Here is an 18,262-nt window from a genome sequence, read left to right as displayed (position 1 = left end):
TCAGTGCGCTCCTGCCAGCTCGCCCTTTGCGAACATCGGCTCCTTGCGGCCTTCGATGTAGTCCAGGTAGTCCTGTTCGAAGAACTTGATCGATGAGGTGACCGGGCTGGTCGCACCATCACCGAGCGCGCAGAACGACCGGCCGAGCAGGTTGTCGCAGGCGTCGAGCAGCGTTTCGAGGTCTTCCTTCTTCCCCTCGCCGCTGAGGATGCGGGCGAGGATGCCCTTCATCCAGTAGTTGCCCTCGCGGCACGGGGTGCACTTGCCGCACGACTCGTGGTGGTAGAACTCGATCCACCGGTACGTGGCGTACACCGGGCAGTCCTGGTCGGAGAAGATCTGCACGGCCGCGGTGCCCAGCATGGTCCCGACGCCCATCATGCCCTCGAAGTCGAGCGGCGCGTCGAGGTGTTCGTCGGTGAGCAGCGGGGTGCTCGATCCACCCGGCGTCCAGAAGCGCAGGCTGTGCCCGTCGAGCATGCCGCCGCACAGCTCGATCAGCTGCCGCAGCGTGATGCCGAGCGCGCACTCGTACTGCCCGGGCTGCTTCACCCGGCCGGAGACCGAGAAGATCTTCGTGCCGGGCGACTTTTCGGTGCCCATGGTGCGGAACCACTGGGCGCCGCCGAGCACGATGTAGGGCACGGTCGCGATCGTCTCGACGTTGTTGACGACCGTCGGGCTCGCGTAGAGCCCGTGCGTGGCCGGGAACGGCGGACGCAGCCGCGGCTGGCCGCGGTAGCCCTCGAGTGAGTCGAGCAGCGCCGTCTCCTCGCCGCAAATGTAGGCGCCCGCTCCACTGTGGACGACCACGTCGAGGTCGAACCCGGACCGCAGGATGTTCTGACCCAGGTAGCCCTTGCGGTACGCGTCGTTGACCGCCTGCTTGAGCCGGCGTGCCGCGTGGATCGCCTCGCCGCGGATGTAGATGGCGGCGAAGTTCGCGCGGATCGCGTAGCTGGCGATGATGACGCCCTCGATGAGGGAGTGCGGGTCGGACATCATCAGCGGCAGGTCCTGGCAGGTGCCCGGCTCGCCCTCGTCGGCGTTGACCACGAGGTAGTGCGGCTTGCCGTCGTTCTGCGGGATGAAGCCCCACTTCATGCCGGTGGGGAAGCCCGCGCCGCCCCGTCCGCGCAGCCCGGAGTCCTTGATGAGCTGGATCAGGTCGTCGGGGTGCACCTTGAACGCCTTGCGCAGCGCGGAGTACCCGTCGAGGCGCTCGTACACGTCGAGCTTCCACGCGTCCGGAGACAGCCAGCGCTTGGTGAGAACGGGCGCGAGCTTGGCGAGCGCTTCCTTGGATGGCTGTGTCACTTGCCACCGTCCTTCTGCGGCATGGGGCTGTCGCCGGCGGGCTTGCGGTCCGACGCCGCGTCGGGGGCGGTGGCCGGCTTCTCCTGCGGCTTCTGCTCGCGTCCGCCGATCGGCGTGTTCGGGTCGAAGCCGGGGACCGAGATGCCGTACCGCTCCGCGACGCGGTTTCCGGCGAGCGTCGCCGCACCGGCCGGCCCGTCGCCGAGCGCCTCCTCGCGGGGGTCGGCGAAGCCGGCCAGCTGGATCGACATCTCCTTGAACGTGCACAGCCGCGACCCGCGGGACGGCTGCGGCCGGTTGCCCGCCTGCAGTTCCTTCACCAGGTCGAGGCTCGACTCGGCGGTCATGTTGTCGTAGAACTCGTAGTTCACGGTGACGACCGGCGCGTAGTCGCAGGCGGCCAGGCACTCGGCGTGCTCGAACGTGATGTTGCCGGCGGTCTGGTTGTGACCGACCCCGAGGTGCTCCTCCAGCGCCTCGTAGATCTTGTCGCCGCCCTGCACGCCGCACACCGTGTTGGTGCACACGCTCACCAGCCAGTCGCCGGTCGGCCGGCGCTTGTACATGGTGTAGAACGTCGCGACCGCACCGACCTCGGCCTTGGTGATACCGAGAACCTCGGCGCAGAACGCGACCCCGCGCGGCGTCACGTAGCCCTCCTCGGACTGCACGAGGTGCAGCAGCGGAAGCAGGGCCGAGCGCGAGCGTCCCGCGGGGTAGCGGGCGATGATCTCCTGCGCGCGCTCGCGCGTCTCAGCGGAAAACGTCATCTGTCACATCCACCCATCACGGGGTCGAGCGAAGCACCGCCCGCGATGACGTCGGCCAGCAGGCCGCCCTCCGCCATCGCCGGGATCGACTGCAGGTTGACGAAACTGGGTTCGCGGTAGTGCACCCGGTACGGCCGGGTGCCACCGTCGGAGACCGCGTGCACGCCCAGTTCGCCACGCGGAGCCTCGATCGCCACGTACACCTGGCCGGCCGGCACCCGGAAGCCCTCGGTGACCAGCTTGAAGTGGTGGATCAGGGCCTCCATCGACTGGCCCATGATGTGCGCGACGTGCTCGAGCGAGTTGCCGAGGCCGTCGCCGCCGATGGCCAGCTGCGCGGGCCAGGCGATCTTCTTGTCGGCCACCATGATGGGACCGGGTTCGAGCCGGTCCATCGCCTGCTGGATGATGCGCAGGCTCTGCCGCATCTCGTTGAGGCGCACCTGGTACCGGCCCCACACGTCGGCGTCGGTGCTGGTGGGTACGTCGAACTCGTAGCTCTCGTAGCCGCAGTACGGCATCGTCTTGCGCAGATCCCACGGCAGGCCGGCCGAGCGGAGCACCGGGCCGGTGATGCCGAGCGCGAGGCACCCGGGAACGTCGAGCACCGCGACGCCCTGCGTACGTTCCTGCCAGATCTTGTTGCCCGACAGCAGATCCTCGTACGTGTCGATCCGCTCAGGCATCCACCCGAGAAAGTCCCTGATCCGCGCGATGGCCTCGTCGTTCAGGTCCTGCGCGAGGCCGCCGGGCCGGATGTACGCGTGGTTCATGCGCAGCCCGGACGCCAGCTCGAAGATGTCGAGGATGTACTCCCGCTCGCGGAAGCCGTAGATCATCATCGACAGCGCGCCGAGCTCCATACCGGTGGTGGCGAGCCACACCAGGTGGGAGGAGATCCGGTTCAGCTCCATCATCAGCACGCGGATCGTGTTGGTCCGCGACGTGATCTGGTCTTCGATGCCGAGCAGCTTCTCGACCGCGAGGCAGTAGCCGACCTCGTTGAACATCGGGGCCAGGTAGTCCATGCGGGTCACGAACGTGGTGCCCTGGGTCCAGTTCCGGTACTCGAGGTTCTTCTCGATGCCGGTGTGCAGGTACCCGACGACCAGACGGGCGTCGGTGACCGTCTCGCCCTCCAGTTCGAGCACGAGCCGGAGCACGCCGTGCGTCGACGGGTGCTGCGGACCCATGTTGACGACGATGCGCTCCTCGGCGCCGGCCTCGTTGACGACGGTGTCCCAGTCGCCACCGGTGACCGTGAAGACCTTGCCCTCGGTCGTCTGCCGTTCCTTCGCGTATGTCACTGGTACGCCCTCCGCTGGTCGGGCGGCGGAATTTCAGCGCCCTTGTACTCCACCGGCACGCCGCCGAGCGGGTAGTCCTTCCGCTGCGGGAAGCCCTCCCAGTCGTCGGGCATGAGGATCCGGGTCAGGTTCGGGTGACCCTCGAAGATGATCCCGAACATGTCCCAGGTCTCCCGCTCCTGCCAGTCGGCCGTCGGGTAGACCTGGGTGACGCTCGGCAGCCGGGGGTCCTCGGCCGGCACGGCGCACTCCAGCCGGACGCGGCGCCGGTACGTCATCGAGGCCAGGTGGTAGGTGATGTGCAGCCGCTTCTCGTCGTGGCCCAGATAGTCCACACCGGACACCGACGAGCACAGCTCGAAACGCAGCGACGGGTCGTCACGCAGTGCCTTGCACACATCGGCGATCGCCGACGGTTCGATGTGGAGGGTCAGCTCGCCACGGTCGACCACGACCCGCTCGATCGCTCCGCTCGCGCCCGGGTAGGCGTCGGTGAGCGCGTCGACCACCTCGTCGAAGTAGCCGCCGTACGGGCGCGGCGTGTCGGGCAGCGTCGAGCGGCGGCGCACCAGGCCACCGAAGCCCGACGTGTCGCCGGTGCCGTGCACGCCGAACAGGCCGCGACCGGCCTCAGTGGACGGTGGGAAGTCGGCCGGCGCACCGGTCTGCGCGCCGAGCGGCACGGCCGCCACGGGTACGCCCGCCGGCGGCACGTCGCTCGGGTTCTTCGCCTCGACGCCCTCCGGCTGCGCGTCCCCCTGCTCCTTCACCGCACCGGGAGCCGGCACGGTCGCGTCGGGACCGGGCATCTGCGGCGCCGTCACTTCTTCTTCCCTTCGGCCTTGCGTGCCGCCGCCTCGGCGAGCTCGGCGCGCTCGGTCATCCACTTCTCGATGCGAAGCTGCTCCTCGCGGCCCTGCGCCGCGGCGCGGGTCCACTCTTCCTTGAGCTTCGGGTTGAAGCGGTAGCTCGACGGCATCGCGCCCGGCGCGACCACCGGTGCCGGCTTCTCGGCGAGCGCCTTGCGGCGCCGGTCACCGAGCGGCTCGTGCATGATCTTGTCGTGCAGGCGCAGGATCGCGTCGATGAGCATTTCGGGACGCGGTGGGCAGCCAGGCAGGTACATGTCGACCGGAACGATGTGGTCGACACCCTGCACGATCGCGTAGTTGTTGAACATGCCGCCGCTGGACGCGCAGACGCCCATCGACAGCACCCACTTCGGCTCCGGCATCTGGTCGTAGATCTGCCGCAGCACCGGGGCCATCTTCTGGCTCACCCGCCCCGCGACGATCATCAGATCCGCCTGGCGGGGGCTCGCCCGGAAGACCTCCATGCCGAAACGGGCGAGGTCGTACCGGGCGGCGCCGCTGGCCATCATCTCGATCGCGCAGCACGCCAGGCCGAACGTTGCCGGCCAGAAGCTGGACTTGCGGGTCCAGTTGACGAGTTTCTCGACGGTGGTGAGCAGGATCCCGGAGGGGAGCTTCTCTTCAATTCCCATTGGTCAGTCCCAGTCCAGTCCGCCGCGCCGCCAAACGTAGGCGTACGCGATGAACACGGTGAGGATGAAAAGCACCATCTCCACGAACCCGAAGAGTCCGAGCACGTCGAACGACACTGCCCACGGGTACAGGAAGATGATCTCGATGTCGAAAATGATGAAGAGCATGGCGGTGAGGTAGAACTTCACCGGGAACCGGCCACCACCGACCGGCTGCGGGGTGGGCTCGATTCCGCATTCGTAGGCGTCGAGCTTGGCGCGGTTGTATCGCTTCGGGCCGACGAACGGCGCAATGCCCACCGAGAACAACGCGAACGCCGCGGCGAGCGCGAAGAGCCCGATGATGGGTATGTACGGCGAGAGCGACACCGCCTGCTCCATCCCTGGTATCTACCGGCTTTACGATTTACACACTAAGGGCTGTCCTGGACGCCCGCTGAGCTATCGGCGCTGGCTGCGTCGGCGCTGTCGGGTACCGGGGCACGCTCAGGCTGCGGGGACGACCTTCGTCATCGCGTTGATGAGGCGGTCCATCGCGTCGCCGCCGCGCGGCTCGGTCAGGTTCGCCAACAGCTTCAGGACGAACTTCATGAGGACGGGATGCGGCATCCCGTGGTGCGTGGCGACCCGCATGAGGCGCGGCTTGCCGATGATCTTCACGAACTGGTTGCCGAGCCGGTAGTACCCGCCGTAGCGGGCCTTGAGCTCGGTGGAGTAGGCGGCGAAGGCGCGCTCCCGTTCCGGTCCCGCCGGCCGGTCGAGTCCCTGCACCACGATCTCGGCGGCGAGTTCCGCCGACTCCATGGCGTACGCGATGCCCTCGCCGTTGAAGGGGTTCACCATTCCGCCGCTGTCGCCGACCAGCAGGACCCCGCGGGTGTAGTGCGGCACCCGGTTGAAGCCCATCGGCAGGGCGGCACCCTGCGCTTCCCCGTCGGCGTTCGCCGGGTCGTTCGCGCCCCACTCGGCCGGAGTCGCGGCCAGCCAGTCGGCCAACATCCGCCGGTAGTTGGTCTTACCGAACGCCACGCTGCTGTTGAGCACGCCGAGGCCCACGTTGATGCGGCCGTCGCCGATCCCGAAGATCCACCCGTAGCCGGGGAGCAGCTTGTCGCCGCCCTCCTTGCTCCGGAGCTCCAGCCACGACTCCATGTACTCGTCGTCGTGCCGGGCCGGTGAGTGGAAGTACTGACGCACCGCCACGCCCATGGGGCGGTCGTCGCGCTTGCTGAGGCCCATCGCCAGCGCGAGGCGGGCGCTGACGCCGTCACAGGCCAGGGTGACCGGGGCCCGGAACTCCAACGGCTCACCGTTCTCGGTGGCCTTCACGCCCACCACGCGACCGTCGTCGTCGAGGATCGGGCCGGTGACCGTGTGACCGGTCTTCAGGATCGCGCCCATCTCGACCGCCCGGTCGGCGAGGAGCTGGTCGAAGTCGAGCCGGGTGCGGGTGAGGCCGTAGCCGGGGAACGCCGCCAGGTCGGGCCAGTCGAGCTCGAGCCGGACCCCGCCACCGATGACCCGCAGACCCTTGTTGGGCAGCCAGCCCTTGGCGCTGGTGTCGATCCCCATCTTGATGAGCTGCTTGACGGCCCGTGGGGTGAGCCCGTCTCCGCAGACCTTCTCCCGCGGAAACTGCGACTTCTCCAGGACCAGTACGCGCAGGCCGTGCCGGGCCAGGTGGTACGCCGCCGTCGACCCGGCCGGGCCAGCGCCGACGACGATGACATCCGCATCCGTCATCGTGGCACCTCCTCCCGATGCTCGTGAAAGTCTTCACAAGCATCCAGTGGTGCAGTCTAGAACTGGCACTGATGGCAGCATTTTCTTAGGCAACACTAACTTTCGGAGAACGGGCAGCGTGCCCGGTTATCCACAAGTTATCCACAGCCTTCGCAACCCCCTCGACCGGCGTCGGTCCGCCCCGCCAGGGTGTCGCCATGAACGACCAGCGCCTCCAGCGCGTCGCCGCCCGGCACCTGGGCCTGTTCACCCGCGCCGAAGCCACCCGCTGCGGCTTCACCGGCTACCAGATCCGCCGCCGCATCAGGTCGGGCGAGTGGCTGGTCGTCCAGGGCAAGGTGCTCGCCCACCACGGCCGCCAGCTCACCCCGACCGTGCTGGCCGCCGCGGCCCAGCTGGCGGTGCCGGGCTCGGTGGTCGCGGGCCCGTCGGCGGCCCTCTGGTACGACCTCCCGGTCAGCGGCGGTGTCCGCTGGTTGTGGACCGGTCCGAACGGACGCTCCGCGCTGCGTGGCGTCCGGCTCCTCCGCGATCCGCTGCGAGCCGACGACGTCCGCCGCGCCGACGGCATCCCGATCACCGGCCCCGGCCGCACAGTCTTCGACTGCCTGCGGATCCTGCCCGACGACGCCGCGATGCGGCTGATGGACAGGGCGGTCCAGCGCGGCTGGACGACGTTCGGCGAACTGGTGTGGCGAATGCACGACCACGCCGGTCGTCGCGGTGCGCCTCGCCTGGTCCGTCTCATCCGGGACGCGAGCGGCGGAGCGCACTCGGCCGCGGAACGGCGGGCGGCGGCACTGTTGCGAGCGGCTCGGATCACCGGCTGGGCGGCGAACGCCGAGATCCGCGACTCCACCGGCCTGATCGGCTACGGCGACCTGGTCTTCGCCACCGAGCGGGTGGTGGTCGAACTGGACGGCTGGGCGTTCCACAGCGACCCGCACAGCTTCCAGCGCGACCGCACCCGACAGAACCGGCTCGTGGCGGCGGGCTGGATGGTGCTCCGGTTCACCTGGACCGACCTCCACGACCGCCCGGATGCGGTGATCGCGACAATTCGGGCCGCTCTCCGCCGAGCCGGCCGTTCATGATCGTGATCCGAGGAACAAACCCGCAGCCACGCTTCAGGTTTCTTCCTCGGATCGCGATCAAAAGTCGATCATCGAGCGGTCAGGGGCGGAAGGCCCGGTGCATCGCCACCACGCCGCCGGTCAGGTTGCGCCAGGCGACCTTGGACCAGCCGGCCTCCTGGATCAGCGCGGCCAGCGCCTTCTGGTCGGGCCACGCGGGGATCGACTCGGCCAGGTACACGTAGGCGTCCGGGTTGCTGGCCACGCGCCGGGCCACCACGGGCAGGGCCCGCAGCACGCCACCCAGGTACGCCGCCCGGAGCGGGGCCAGCACCGGGTGGCTGAACTCGCACACCAGCAACCGCCCGCCGGGCCGGGTCACCCGCGCCATCTCCCGCAACGCCGCGATGGGATCGGCGATGTTGCGCAGCCCGAAGGAGATGGTGACCGCGTCGAAGGAGGCGTCGGCGAACGGCAGCGCCAACGCGTCGGCCGCGACCAGCGGGACCGACGGCCTCGCCCGCCGGCCGACGCGGAGCATGCCGACCGAGAAGTCGGCGCCGACCGCGTACGCACCCGAGCGGGCCAACTCCTCGGTGGACACCCCGGTGCCCGCCGCCAGATCGAGCACCCGGTCACCGGGCCGCAGGCCCAACGCCTCCCGGGTGCGGCGGCGCCACATGCGGTCCCGGCCCAGCGCCAGCACGGTGTTGGTGCGGTCGTACTTCTCGGCCACACCGTCGAACATCGCCGCGACCTCGTGCGGCTCCTTCTCCAACGACGCCCTGCTCACAACAGAAGAGCCTAAGCGCACGGACGGCCGGCACACCCACAGGTGCACCGGCCGCCGGCTATATGCGGTAAAGATCAGGCGTCGTGAGACGGGGTGACCAGCTCCACGCGGCGGCGCCGCGCCAGGACGAACAGGAGCGCACCGACCAGCAGCACGGCCACGCCGGTGCCCGCGATCACCGAAACCTTGACGCCGGTGATCGGCAGGCCGCTGTCGATCGTGATGACGATCGCGGCGCTGTTGTTGGTGGTGTCACGGTCTTCGAGGGGACCCTCGATCGTCGCCTTGCCGTCGTCGGCGACGGACGTGGCGGCGATCTTGAACGAGAACGTACCGGAGTTCTTCTCGCCGGCGGACAGCAGGCCCTCGCAGGTGCCGACCTTGCCCGGGGTCGTGAACTCGCAGTTGGTCGGCATGTCGACCAGCTCCGTGCCGGTCGGCGCGGTGACCGTCACCTTGGTGTCGGGCGACGACGCGGGCCCCTTGTTCTCGATGGTGATCGTGATCTTCACCACCGAGCCCACGGCGCCACTGCCCTTCGTGGCGGCGATGGCCAGGTCGGCCGGGTTCGACGACACGTGCGCGGAGAAGAACGCGGCGTTGTCGGTGGGGTCGCCGTCACCGGTGCCGACGGACTGCCGGGCCGCGTTCCGGGCCTCGGAGCCGGGACCGACGTCGGAGTCGTCGTCGTTGGGCTCGGCGCTGCTCAGCGCGCCGCCGTCGACGATGCCGCCGGCCAGCGCGGCCGGGCCGGGCGCGTCCTTCGCGACCTTCACCGTGAAGAGGCTGATGACGTTCCGGCCCGGGTTGACCCCGCGGCCGGCGGCCTTGCAGGACGCCACCGTCTTCGGCTGGTTGAAGGTGCAGAAGCTGCTGCCGTCTTCGCTGACGAAGGTGACGAACGGCGGCAGCGACACCTGCCACACCGGGTCGACCGCCCGCTGGGTGCCGAAGTTGCGGAAGAACGTGACCAGCGGCGCCGAGTCGCCCGGCGCCACCGCGTTCGGCTCGCCGCCGGCCTCGGCCCAGATGTCCTGCACGGTGACGGAGAAGTCGTAGGCCAGGTCGGCCACCGACAGCGGCACCTCGACCTTCTTGTTGTTGTCGCCGTTGGAGTCCGGGGTGTCGGAGGTGACCTCGATGGTGAACGACCCCGCCCCGCCGGTGGCGCCGTCGGTGACCGCGATGATGTCGAACGGCGAGAAGCCCGTGTTGGTTTCGCCGGGGACGAGGCTGCCGACGCTGCACAGGAAGATGCCGCCGTCGGGCTCGCTACAGGTGGCCGGTGCCCGCGCCTCCAGCTTCGAGGTGTCGACGCCGCTGATGTCGACCTTCACCACGATGTTCTCGGCGGAGGCCGGTCCACTGTTGAAAAGCTGGACGTACACCGGCTTACCGGCGTTCTGAACGACCGTGTTGCCGACGACCTTGAACGAGACGTCGGCGTCGCCGGGCGCCGCGAAGGCGGGCGGGGCGGCCAGAAGGACCGCGGCACCGACAGCGCCGAAAGCAACAAACGATCGCAAGCCCATGACTCCCCCGAGGGAAGAGGATGTGAGGACCGCGGCAACTTATCGGAGTCTTAACCCCTGACGCCACCCCTACAATCAGCGTCAATTCGGGCGAAGCGATCAAGAAGCAGTGAAGATCTCATCCGGCAAATGTCCACATCGGACAATGGGTTGAAGAAGCGCTACCGCGCGTCGACCAAAGGTAACGACTTACCCGCACCGCCGCCCGGCAACGCGATCGACGAGAAGTGCGAGACGACGCGTTCGTCGGACGGGTCGTCGTCGGGCGTCCAGTGCACGGCGAGCCGGTTGTAGAGCGTGTCGCGCTGCGCCGGGATGCGGTCGGCGGAACGGATCAGCGAGATCAGCTCGTGCAAATTCGAGCGGTGCCGCGCACCCGCCGACGAGATGACGTTCTCTTCGAGCATGATCGATCCGAGATCGTCGACGCCCATGTGCAGCGACAGCTGACCGACGTCCTTGCCCGTGGTGAGCCACGACGACTGAAGGTGCGGAACCGTCTCGAAGAACAGCCGCGCCACCGCCACCAGGCGCAGGTACTCGAGCGTGGTCGCCTGCGTGCGTCCCTTCAGATGGTTGTTCTCGGGCTGGTAGGTCCACGGGATGAACGACCGGAACCCGCCGGTGCGGTCCTGCACGTCACGGATCATCCGCAGGTGCTCGATACGCTCGGCCGCGGTCTCGCCGGTGCCCATCATCATGGTCGCGGTCGACTCGACGCCGAGCCCGTGCGCGACCTCCATGACCTCGAGCCACCGCTCGCCCGACTCCTTCAGCGGCGCGATCGCCGTGCGCGGCCGCGCGGGCAGCATCTCGGCGCCGGCACCCGCGATCGAGTCGAGCCCGGCCGCCTTGATGCGCCGCACCGCCTCTTCGATGGAGACGGACGAGACGCGCGCCATGTGCAGGATCTCGCTCGGCCCGATCGAGTGGATCACCAGCTGCGGGTATGCCTGCTTCACCGAGGAGAACAGGTTCTCGTAGTACTCGACCCCGAAGTCGGGGTGGTGCCCGCCCTGCAGCATCACCTGCGTGGCGCCGAGGTCGACCGCCTCGCCGCACCGCCGCAGGATCTCCTCCATCGGGTGCGACCAGCCCTCGGAGTGCTTCGGCGCCCGGTAGAACGCGCAGAACTTGCACGCCGTCACGCAGACGTTCGTGTAGTTGATGTTGCGGTCGATGAGGTACGTGACCACGTTGTCGGGGTACCGGCGGCGACGCACGGCGTCGGCCGCCTCACCCAGCGGGTGCAGCGGCGCCTCCAGGTACAGAAGGAGGGCCTCCTCGGGCGTGATCCGCCCACCGTCGGCGGCCCGCTGCAAGATGTCGCTGATCACCTGGGTCACCGTTCGAGCGTAACGTCCGGCATAGGATCGCGGCCGTGACCGACATCGCTTACCGCCGCCTCGGATCGTCCGGCCTCCTGGTGTCCGAGATCGGGATCGGCTGCAACAACTTCGGCCGCCGCATCGACGACCAGCGCGCGGAAGATGTCGTCCACACCGCCCTTGACCTGGGCATCAACCTCTTCGACACGGCCGATGTCTACGGCCAGGCCAGCCACAACTCCGAGGAGGTGCTCGGCGCCGCCCTCGGCAAGCGCCGCGACGAGGCGGTGATCGCCACCAAGTTCGGCGGTGGCGGTCCCGCCAGCGCCCGCGAGGAGCGCCACGGCCGCCGCTACATCCGCACGGCCGTCGAGAACTCCCTCAGAAAACTCGGCACCGACCGCATCGACCTCTACCAGATCCACGTCCCGAGCGGGCACACGCCGATCGAGGAGACCATGGCGGCCCTCGACGACCTCGTCACGGCCGGAAAGGTGCTCTACCTCGGGCACTCCAACTTCTCCGGCTGGCAGATCGCCGACGCCGCCTGGATCGCCCGCACGCGCAACCTCACCCCGTTCATCAGCGCGCAGAACCGGTACAGCCTCATCAACCGCGACGTGGAGAACGACGTGCTGCCCGCCTGCGAGCGGTTCGGCCTCGGCCTGCTGCCGTACTTCCCGCTGGAGAGCGGCCTGCTCACCGGCAAGTACCGCCGCGGCGAGCAGGCACCGGCCGGCACCCGCTTGGCGGGCGCGGGCTTCGACGCCTGGTTCGACGCGGCACCCTGGGACACCATCGAGCGCCTCGAGCGTTACGCCGCCGAGCAGGGCGTCACCCCGCTCGACGTGGCGATCGGCGGCCTGCTCACGCAGCCGGCGGTCACCAGCGTCATCGCGGGGGCCACCACCGGGGAACAGGTCCGCGCGAACGCCGCGGCCGCCGCGTGGCGTCCGGAAGATCAAGAGAAATTGAGACGCGCGTTGGGGTGACCGCCCCTTAGAATGCTTCGCGTTGCCACGCCTTTCCCGAGGCGATGCGAAGAGTCGATCTGAGTGAAGGAGTGAGGCCTCGTGTCCACGAGCGCCGCGCCCTTCTGTGCCCTCATCCGGCCCTGATCTCGACTCTTCCTCGAAAGGCTCACCATCCAGTGAGTAATGCAGCTCTTTCCATCCAGAACTACATCCGTACCGCGGCGAGCCGTGGCCGCGAGACCGAACGGATCGGCCCGTTCCTTGCCACGTTCTCGCCGCACACGACCAACCCGTACCTCAACTACGCGGTCCCCGACGCCGGCGCCGAGCCCACCGCGGCCGACGCCGCCGCCCTCGCCGCGGCCTTCGAACGGCGCGGTCGCCAGCCGCGCCTGGAGTTCCTGCCCGGCCCGGCGCCCGCGGTCGAGAAGGCGCTGGCCGCGAACGGCTACGTCGTCGACCTCCGGGTGCCGCTGATGGACTGCCCACCCGGCGCGGTGGTCGACCATCCGGTGCCGGCCGGCATCGAGCTGGCCACCCCGGAGACCGACGACGAGATCGTCGAGATGATCCGGGTGCGCAACGGGGCGTTCGGCAACACCGAGGAGGTCACCGTCGCCGAGGCCGACCGGTACCGCGAGGGCAGGGCGGCGGGCGTGCGTACGCTGCTCGCACGCGATCTCGCCACCGGTGCGGTCGCCGGCGCCGGGCTCCACGACGCCATCGTCGACGGCATCACCGAGCTGGCCGGCTTCGGTGTCGCCGAGCGGTATCGCCGCCGCGGCATCGCGGTCGTGCTCACCGCGCACCTCACGAGGATGGCGCACGAGGCCGGCGCGGCCACCGTGTTCCTCACCCCGGGCGGCGACGAGGCCGAACGCGTCTACGCGCGGGCCGGCTACCGCCGGCAGGACGAAGTGGTCTTCATGTCCCGCCCGGCCTGACCGGCCCGCGCTCAGGTCAGCGCGACCTGAGCCACCAGGTTCGACAGGGTCGGACGCGGGGAGCCGCCCTCCGGCTCGATCGTCACGCCGAACGTCGTCGCGTCGCCGACCGCCGTCACCAGATGCGCGGTCGGCGCCGCGGCGCTCGGCACCTGGCCCACGGACCTCGCGACGGTCGCCGGGTCACCGGCGGGGATCATCCAGAGCTGGTAGATCCGGCCCTCGCCCGGGTCGGGCAGCCCTTCCAGGCCCGCCACGGCCGAGTCGAGCGACCGGGACACCGTCACGTTGACCGTTCCGCCGTCTCTGCCGGTCCCCTTGAACAGCAGCGCGTCGGGCGCGGCCAGCACCCGCTCGAACTGCTCCACGCGGGCCTCTGCCACCGCGGTCGCCCGGTTGGCGTCGTCGACGTTGCGGTTCGCGACGGTCCACGTGCCGACGCCGATGCCGACCGCGATCACCCCCGCCGCGACGGACGCCGCGGCGAAGCGGCGCCAGCGCTTCGCCGACGCGGCGGCGCTGCGTTGCGCGGTGGACCGGCCCGGTGGGGCCTGCGGCGTGCGGGCCACCGCCTGCAGAACGGAGTCGCGCAGCGCCGGCGGCGGCTCGACGGCCACGCTGTCGGACAGCCGGGCGACGGTCTCGCGCAGTTCGAGCACCTCGACGGAGCAGGTGTCGCACTCGCGGAGGTGCCGCTCGAAGGCCGCCCGCTCGAGGTCGTCGACCGCGTCGAGGGCGTACGCGCCGGACAGGGAGTGCACGTCGGTCATGTCGTCACCCCCAGGCAGTCGCGGAGCCGGATCAGTCCGTCTCTCATCCGAGTCTTGATCGTCGGCAGCGGGGTGTCGAGCACCTCCGACACCTCCCGGTACGTATACCCCCGGTAGTACGCGAGCAGTACCGCCTCGCGTTGCAGGTCGGTGAGGTTGCCGATGCAGCGCCGCACCTGCTGGCGTTCGATGCGCGTGGTCGCCTGCTCGACGACGTCGTCGTACGCCACCTCCGACGTCGCCGCCTTGCGGATCCGGTCGCTGGCCGCCTGCTCGCTGCGCACCCGGTCGACGGCGCGCCGGTGGGCGATCGTGAGCATCCACGACACCGCCGAGCCCTTCGCCGGGTCGAACCGCGCGGCGCCGCGCCACACCTCCACCAGCGCCTCCTGCGCCACCTCCTCGGCCATCGCCGGGTCGCGCACCACCCGCAGCACCAGGCCGTAGAGGCGGGCCGACACCAGGTCGTACAGCGTGGCGAACGCGCCCTCGTCTCCACGTGCGACCCGTTTCAGCAGCTCATTGGGGTCTTTCGCGGGGTCGGGCGGGTCCGGAGCGGGCTGGCTCCGGTAGACACGGCCTCGTTGCAGGGGTGGCATGTCCTGTGTTCGAGGCTCGTCGCCGGGCGGATGGGTCACGAATCGTAGTCGACCACGAGTTTCGGCGTCATGGGGACCGACTGGCACGTCAAAACGTAGCCGCTGGCCGTTTCGTCCGGTTCCAACGCGAAGTTGCGGGCCATTTCGACCCGGCCCTCGACCACCTTGGCGCGGCACGTCGAGCAGACCCCGCCCTTGCACGCGTACGGCAGCTCCGGCCGTACCTTGAGCGCCGCGTCGAGCACCCGCTCGTCGGCCGCCATCTCGAACGTCGACTCGCGGCCGTCGAGCCGGATGGTCACGGTCGCGGCGGCGGCGTCCGCCGTGGTCGGGCGTTCGCGCGCCGGCGGCGGCTCCGCGTCGACGTGGAAGAGCTCCGTGTGGACCCGCGTGCGCCCGCCGAGCACGCCCTTCGCGTCGACGACGAGGCCGTACGGGCCGCAGAGAAACCACTCGTCGACGCTCACCGGGTCGACCAGGCCGCTGGCGAAGACGCGGGCGAGCCGCTCGCCGTCGAGCCGGCCGGAGAGCAGGTCGGCGCCCTGCGGTTCGCGCGAGAGCACGTGCACGAGGTGCAACCGGGTCGGGTAGCGGTCCTTCAGGTCGGCCAGTTCCTCGGCGAACATGACGCTGCGCGCGTACCGGTTGCCGTACAGCACCGTGAACCGGCTCTCCGGCTCGGTCTCCAGCGCGGCGGTCACCAGCGACAGCACCGGCGTGATCCCCGACCCGGCCACGACCGCGCCGTAGTGGCGGCTACGGTCCGGGTCGAACGCGGTGGTGAAGTGGCCCAGGGGCGGCAGCACGTCGACCACGTCGCCGGGGCACATCCCGCCGCACGCCCAGGTGGAGAACACGCCGTCGGGCACCTGCTTCACGCCGATCCGCAGCCGGCCGGTCTCGGCCAGGTCGCGCGGCGTGGAGCAGATCGAGTACGAGCGCCGGTCGTCGGCACCGGGCCGGCGGACGGTGAGGTGCTGGCCGGCCTGGAACCCGAAGACGGCCCACAGCTCCTCCGGTACGGCGAACGTCACCGCCACGGCGTCGTCGGTGAGCCGGTCGACGGCGGCGACCGGCAGCGGGTGGAACGTGGGCCGGCGCTTCACCGGGCGCCGGATGACGACCTCGGTCATCAGTGCGCCTTGACGGAGTCGAAGGGCTCGCGGCACGACCGGCACCGCCAGAGCGACTTGCACGCCGTCGACCCGAACCTGCTGAGCTCCTCGGTGTCGGCCGAGCCGCACCGGGGGCAGCGCATGGTCAGCGTCAGCGCGACGGCACCCGGCCGGGTGCGCGCCGGGGGCGGGGCGGTGCCCGCGGCGGCCAGCTTCGCGCGTCCCGTCTCCGAGATCCAGTCCGTCGACCACGGCGGCGACAGCACCGTACGGACCTCGACCTCGGCGGCGCCGGCCCGCCGCGCCGCGCTCTCGACGTCGCGGCGGATGACGTCCATCGCCGGGCAGCCGGTGTACGTGGGCGTGATCGTGATCGTGACCCGCCCGCCTTCTTCCGCGACGCCGCGCAGGATGCCGAGGTCGGCGATGGTGAGCACGCGGATCTCGGGATCCCGGACGGCCGCGACGGCCTCCTCGACGGCCGTCACCAGGTCGCACCCGGGTGGGCGCGGTGCAGCACCTGCATCTCGGCGAGCAGCCGGCTCAGGTGCTCGGTGTGCACGCCGGCGCGACCGCCGGTGGGCCGCCACCGGTCCTCCGGACGCGCGAGCGTGGCCTCCGCGAGCACCGGCTCCACGGTGACCGACCAGCCCTCGCGCAGCGCCTCGAACGGCGGCTCGAACAGCTCGTGCGTGTACGGCCACAGGTCGTCGACCGCCTGCTGGGCGCGCCGGTGCGACTCCTCGGTGCCGTCGCCGAGCCGCAGTACCCACAGCGTGGCGTGGTCGAGGTGGTAGGCGCTCTCCTTCACGGCCTTCGCGGCGATGTCGTCCTCGGGGGCCAGGGTTTCGTACAGCAGCTTCTGGTACGCGGAGAGGAACAGCAGCTTGACCATCGTCACGGCGAAGTCGCCGTTCGGCAGCTCCACCAGGAGGCAGTTCCGGAACTCGCGGTCGGTGCGCAGGTAGGCGAGGTCGTCCTCGGTCCGGCCGAGCTCCGCACCGGCGCGGGTGAGCAGCAGCCGCGCGGTGCCGAGCTGGTCGAGGGCGATGTTGGCGAGCGCGATGTCCTCTTCCAGCTCCGGGCCGCGGGAACACCACTCGGCCAGCCGCTGGGCGGCGATCAGCGCGTCGTCGGCGAGCGCCAGGTCGTTCATATGTGCGGCGCTCCCTCGGGCACGTCGTAGAACGTCGGGTGCCGGTAGACCTTGTCGGCGGCCGGGTCGAAGAACGCGTCCTTCTCGTCGGGGCTGCTCGCGGTGATCCCGGCGGCCGGCACCACCCAGATCGACACGCCCTCCTGCCGGCGGGTGTAGACGTCGCGGGCGTTGCGCAGCGCGGTCTCCGCGTCGGGCGCGTGCACGCTGCCGACGTGCGTGTGGGCCAGCCCGCGCCGCGGCCGGATGAACACCTCCCACAGCGGCGAGGTCATGCCGCTACCTTTTTCTTGGCGTCCGCTTTCTTGGCGTCCGCCTTCTTCTTGGCATCTGCCTTCTTCTGGGCATAGGCCGCGGCGGCCTCGCGCACCCAGGCGCCGTCTTCGTGGGCACTGCGGCGGTGCTCCATGCGCTGCCGGTTGCACGGCCCGTCGCCCTTGATCACGCGCATCAGCTCGGCGTAGTCGGGCTGGGTGTAGTCGTGTACGCCGCGCTCCTTGTTCCAGCGCAGGTCGGGGTCGGGGATCCTCAGGTCCAGGATCTCGGCCTGCGGCACGCACATGTCGACGAACTTCTGCCGCAGGTCGTCGTTGGAGAAGCGCTTGATCTTCCACGCCATCGACTGCTCGGAGTGGGTGGAGTCGCCGTCGGGCGGGCCGAACATCGCCAGCGACGGGTACCACCAGCGGTCGACCGCGTCCTGGGCCATCGCCTTCTGCTCCGGCGTGCCGTGCGACAGCGTGTACAGGATCTCGTAGCCCTGCCGCTGGTGGAACGACTCCTCCTTGCAGACCCGGATCATCGCCCGGGCGTACGGACCGTACGAGCACCGGCACAGCGGCACCTGGTTGACAATCGCCGCGCCGTCGACCAGCCAGCCGATCGCGCCGATGTCGGCCCACGTCAGCGTCGGGTAGTTGAAGATCGACGAGTACTTCTGCCGGCCCTCGAGGAGCAGGTTCACCAGCTCCTCGCGGCTGACGCCCAGCGTCTCCGCCGCGGCGTAGAGGTACAGGCCGTGACCGGCCTCGTCCTGCACCTTCGCCAGCAGGATCGCCTTGCGCTTGAGCGTGGGCGCGCGGCTGATCCAGTTGCCCTCCGGCTGCATGCCGATGATCTCCGAGTGCGCGTGCTGCGCGATCTGCCGGATCAGCGTCTTCCGGTAGGCGTCGGGCATCCAGTCGCGCGGCTCGATCTTCTGCTCGGCCGCCACCAGGTCGTCGAAGTGCAGCGCACCGCTGGGGGCCTCGGCCGCGGCCAGCAGGGCACGTTCGGCCTGCTCCACCTCGGCGAGCAGGCCGGTTTCGTCCGGCGCGAAGTCGTTGCCGTACACCCCG

At 70.0% G+C, this 18,262-nt stretch carries 19 protein-coding genes and 1 pseudogene; 3 read left to right on the top strand and 17 right to left on the bottom strand.

Annotation, left to right across the window (positions count from 1 at the left end):
• From nuoF to Voc01_RS06865, 7 genes and pseudogenes are all read right to left on the bottom strand, one after another.
• A complete protein-coding gene (nuoF, locus tag Voc01_RS06895; RefSeq protein ID WP_203926430.1) occupies positions 1–1,317 on the bottom strand; it encodes an NADH-quinone oxidoreductase subunit NuoF in 1,317 nt (438 codons plus the stop codon).
• Positions 1,277–2,087, bottom strand: a pseudogene (nuoE, locus tag Voc01_RS06890) (NADH-quinone oxidoreductase subunit NuoE); the annotation flags it as partial. The gene nuoF and the pseudogene nuoE, both read right to left, overlap by 41 nt.
• Positions 2,084–3,394 (bottom strand): NADH-quinone oxidoreductase subunit D, encoded by a 1,311-nt coding sequence (locus Voc01_RS06885; RefSeq protein ID WP_203926428.1) that lies wholly within the window; start codon positions 3,392–3,394, stop codon positions 2,084–2,086. The pseudogene nuoE and the gene Voc01_RS06885, both read right to left, overlap by 4 nt.
• The gene (locus tag Voc01_RS06880; RefSeq protein ID WP_307781561.1) at positions 3,391–4,218 is read right to left on the bottom strand and encodes an NADH-quinone oxidoreductase subunit C; all 828 of its coding nucleotides are present in this window, start codon (positions 4,216–4,218) and stop codon (positions 3,391–3,393) included. Before Voc01_RS06880 ends, Voc01_RS06885 begins: the two co-directional genes overlap by 4 nt.
• Positions 4,215–4,898 (bottom strand): NuoB/complex I 20 kDa subunit family protein, encoded by a 684-nt coding sequence (locus Voc01_RS06875; protein ID WP_203926427.1) that lies wholly within the window; start codon positions 4,896–4,898, stop codon positions 4,215–4,217. The genes Voc01_RS06880 and Voc01_RS06875 overlap by 4 nt, the downstream gene beginning before the upstream one ends.
• A gap of 3 nt (positions 4,899–4,901) precedes the next feature.
• The gene (locus Voc01_RS06870) at positions 4,902–5,267 is read right to left on the bottom strand and encodes an NADH-quinone oxidoreductase subunit A (RefSeq protein ID WP_445009824.1); all 366 of its coding nucleotides are present in this window, start codon (positions 5,265–5,267) and stop codon (positions 4,902–4,904) included.
• Between the two features lie 117 nt (positions 5,268–5,384).
• Positions 5,385–6,641 (bottom strand): geranylgeranyl reductase family protein, encoded by a 1,257-nt coding sequence (locus Voc01_RS06865; RefSeq protein ID WP_203926425.1) that lies wholly within the window; start codon positions 6,639–6,641, stop codon positions 5,385–5,387.
• Between the two features lie 197 nt (positions 6,642–6,838).
• Here Voc01_RS06865 and Voc01_RS06860 point away from each other — a divergent pair, with 197 nt between their 5' ends.
• On the top strand, positions 6,839–7,735 hold the full coding sequence (locus Voc01_RS06860) for a type IV toxin-antitoxin system AbiEi family antitoxin domain-containing protein (protein WP_203926424.1): 897 nt from the start codon (positions 6,839–6,841) through the stop codon (positions 7,733–7,735).
• A gap of 79 nt (positions 7,736–7,814) precedes the next feature.
• Here Voc01_RS06860 and Voc01_RS06855 read toward each other — a convergent pair whose 3' ends face one another.
• From Voc01_RS06855 to mqnC, 3 genes are all read right to left on the bottom strand, one after another.
• Positions 7,815–8,507, bottom strand: coding sequence for a demethylmenaquinone methyltransferase (locus tag Voc01_RS06855; protein WP_203926423.1), 693 nt, complete (start codon positions 8,505–8,507; stop codon positions 7,815–7,817).
• Between the two features lie 74 nt (positions 8,508–8,581).
• A complete protein-coding gene (locus Voc01_RS06850; protein ID WP_203926422.1) occupies positions 8,582–10,033 on the bottom strand; it encodes a COG1361 family protein in 1,452 nt (483 codons plus the stop codon).
• A 167-nt stretch (positions 10,034–10,200) separates the two neighbouring features.
• The gene (gene mqnC, locus Voc01_RS06845; RefSeq protein ID WP_203926421.1) at positions 10,201–11,385 is read right to left on the bottom strand and encodes a cyclic dehypoxanthinyl futalosine synthase; all 1,185 of its coding nucleotides are present in this window, start codon (positions 11,383–11,385) and stop codon (positions 10,201–10,203) included.
• Positions 11,386–11,411: 26 nt separating this feature from the next.
• Here mqnC and Voc01_RS06840 point away from each other — a divergent pair, with 26 nt between their 5' ends.
• Both Voc01_RS06840 and Voc01_RS06835 read left to right on the top strand, forming a co-directional pair.
• On the top strand, positions 11,412–12,359 hold the full coding sequence (locus Voc01_RS06840; protein WP_203926549.1) for an aldo/keto reductase: 948 nt from the start codon (positions 11,412–11,414) through the stop codon (positions 12,357–12,359).
• Between the two features lie 158 nt (positions 12,360–12,517).
• Positions 12,518–13,285, top strand: a complete 768-nt coding sequence (locus Voc01_RS06835) for a GNAT family N-acetyltransferase (RefSeq protein WP_203926420.1) — start codon at positions 12,518–12,520, stop codon at positions 13,283–13,285.
• An 11-nt stretch (positions 13,286–13,296) separates the two neighbouring features.
• Here the strand turns inward: Voc01_RS06835 and Voc01_RS06830 are convergent, their stop codons facing one another.
• The 7 genes from Voc01_RS06830 to paaA are packed head-to-tail and all read right to left on the bottom strand — an operon-like array spanning position 13,297 to position 18,258.
• Positions 13,297–14,055, bottom strand: a complete 759-nt coding sequence (locus Voc01_RS06830) for an anti-sigma factor (protein WP_203926419.1) — start codon at positions 14,053–14,055, stop codon at positions 13,297–13,299.
• The gene (gene sigK, locus Voc01_RS06825) at positions 14,052–14,693 is read right to left on the bottom strand and encodes an ECF RNA polymerase sigma factor SigK (protein ID WP_275423698.1); all 642 of its coding nucleotides are present in this window, start codon (positions 14,691–14,693) and stop codon (positions 14,052–14,054) included. Before sigK ends, Voc01_RS06830 begins: the two co-directional genes overlap by 4 nt.
• Positions 14,690–15,787, bottom strand: a complete 1,098-nt coding sequence (paaE, locus tag Voc01_RS06820; protein WP_203926418.1) for a 1,2-phenylacetyl-CoA epoxidase subunit PaaE — start codon at positions 15,785–15,787, stop codon at positions 14,690–14,692. Before paaE ends, sigK begins: the two co-directional genes overlap by 4 nt.
• Complete coding sequence (gene paaD / locus Voc01_RS06815; protein WP_203926417.1) at positions 15,787–16,257, bottom strand: 1,2-phenylacetyl-CoA epoxidase subunit PaaD; 471 nt, start codon at positions 16,255–16,257, stop codon at positions 15,787–15,789. Before paaD ends, paaE begins: the two co-directional genes overlap by 1 nt.
• Entirely contained in the window at positions 16,254–16,925 is a 672-nt protein-coding gene (gene paaC / locus Voc01_RS06810; protein WP_203926416.1) for a 1,2-phenylacetyl-CoA epoxidase subunit PaaC, read from the bottom strand. Before paaC ends, paaD begins: the two co-directional genes overlap by 4 nt.
• Positions 16,922–17,200 (bottom strand): 1,2-phenylacetyl-CoA epoxidase subunit PaaB, encoded by a 279-nt coding sequence (gene paaB / locus Voc01_RS06805; RefSeq protein WP_203926415.1) that lies wholly within the window; start codon positions 17,198–17,200, stop codon positions 16,922–16,924. The genes paaC and paaB overlap by 4 nt, the downstream gene beginning before the upstream one ends.
• Positions 17,197–18,258, bottom strand: coding sequence for a 1,2-phenylacetyl-CoA epoxidase subunit PaaA (gene paaA / locus Voc01_RS06800; RefSeq protein ID WP_203926414.1), 1,062 nt, complete (start codon positions 18,256–18,258; stop codon positions 17,197–17,199). The genes paaB and paaA overlap by 4 nt, the downstream gene beginning before the upstream one ends.
• Between the last annotated feature and the right edge of the window lie 4 nt (positions 18,259–18,262).

Origin of the sequence: Virgisporangium ochraceum (assembly GCF_016863655.1) — a bacterium.
In the GTDB taxonomy this organism is placed as follows: domain Bacteria; phylum Actinomycetota; class Actinomycetes; order Mycobacteriales; family Micromonosporaceae; genus Virgisporangium; species Virgisporangium ochraceum.
This window is presented reverse-complemented; position numbering and strand designations above follow the sequence as displayed.

Bases quoted from the DNA above. Each gene is read 5' to 3' on its own strand.
- Voc01_RS06875 (WP_203926427.1), bottom strand. From the start codon at position 4,898: ATGGGAATTGAAGAGAAGCTCCCCTCCGGGATCCTGCTCACCACCGTC.
- Voc01_RS06865 (WP_203926425.1), bottom strand. From the start codon at position 6,641: ATGACGGATGCGGATGTCATCGTCGTCGGCGCTGGCCCGGCCGGGTCG.
- Voc01_RS06860 (WP_203926424.1), top strand. From the start codon at position 6,839: ATGAACGACCAGCGCCTCCAGCGCGTCGCCGCCCGGCACCTGGGCCTG.
- Voc01_RS06830 (WP_203926419.1), bottom strand. From the start codon at position 14,055: ATGACCGACGTGCACTCCCTGTCCGGCGCGTACGCCCTCGACGCGGTC.
- paaE (WP_203926418.1), bottom strand. From the start codon at position 15,787: ATGACCGAGGTCGTCATCCGGCGCCCGGTGAAGCGCCGGCCCACGTTC.
- paaC (WP_203926416.1), bottom strand. From the start codon at position 16,925: ATGAACGACCTGGCGCTCGCCGACGACGCGCTGATCGCCGCCCAGCGG.
- paaB (WP_203926415.1), bottom strand. From the start codon at position 17,200: ATGACCTCGCCGCTGTGGGAGGTGTTCATCCGGCCGCGGCGCGGGCTG.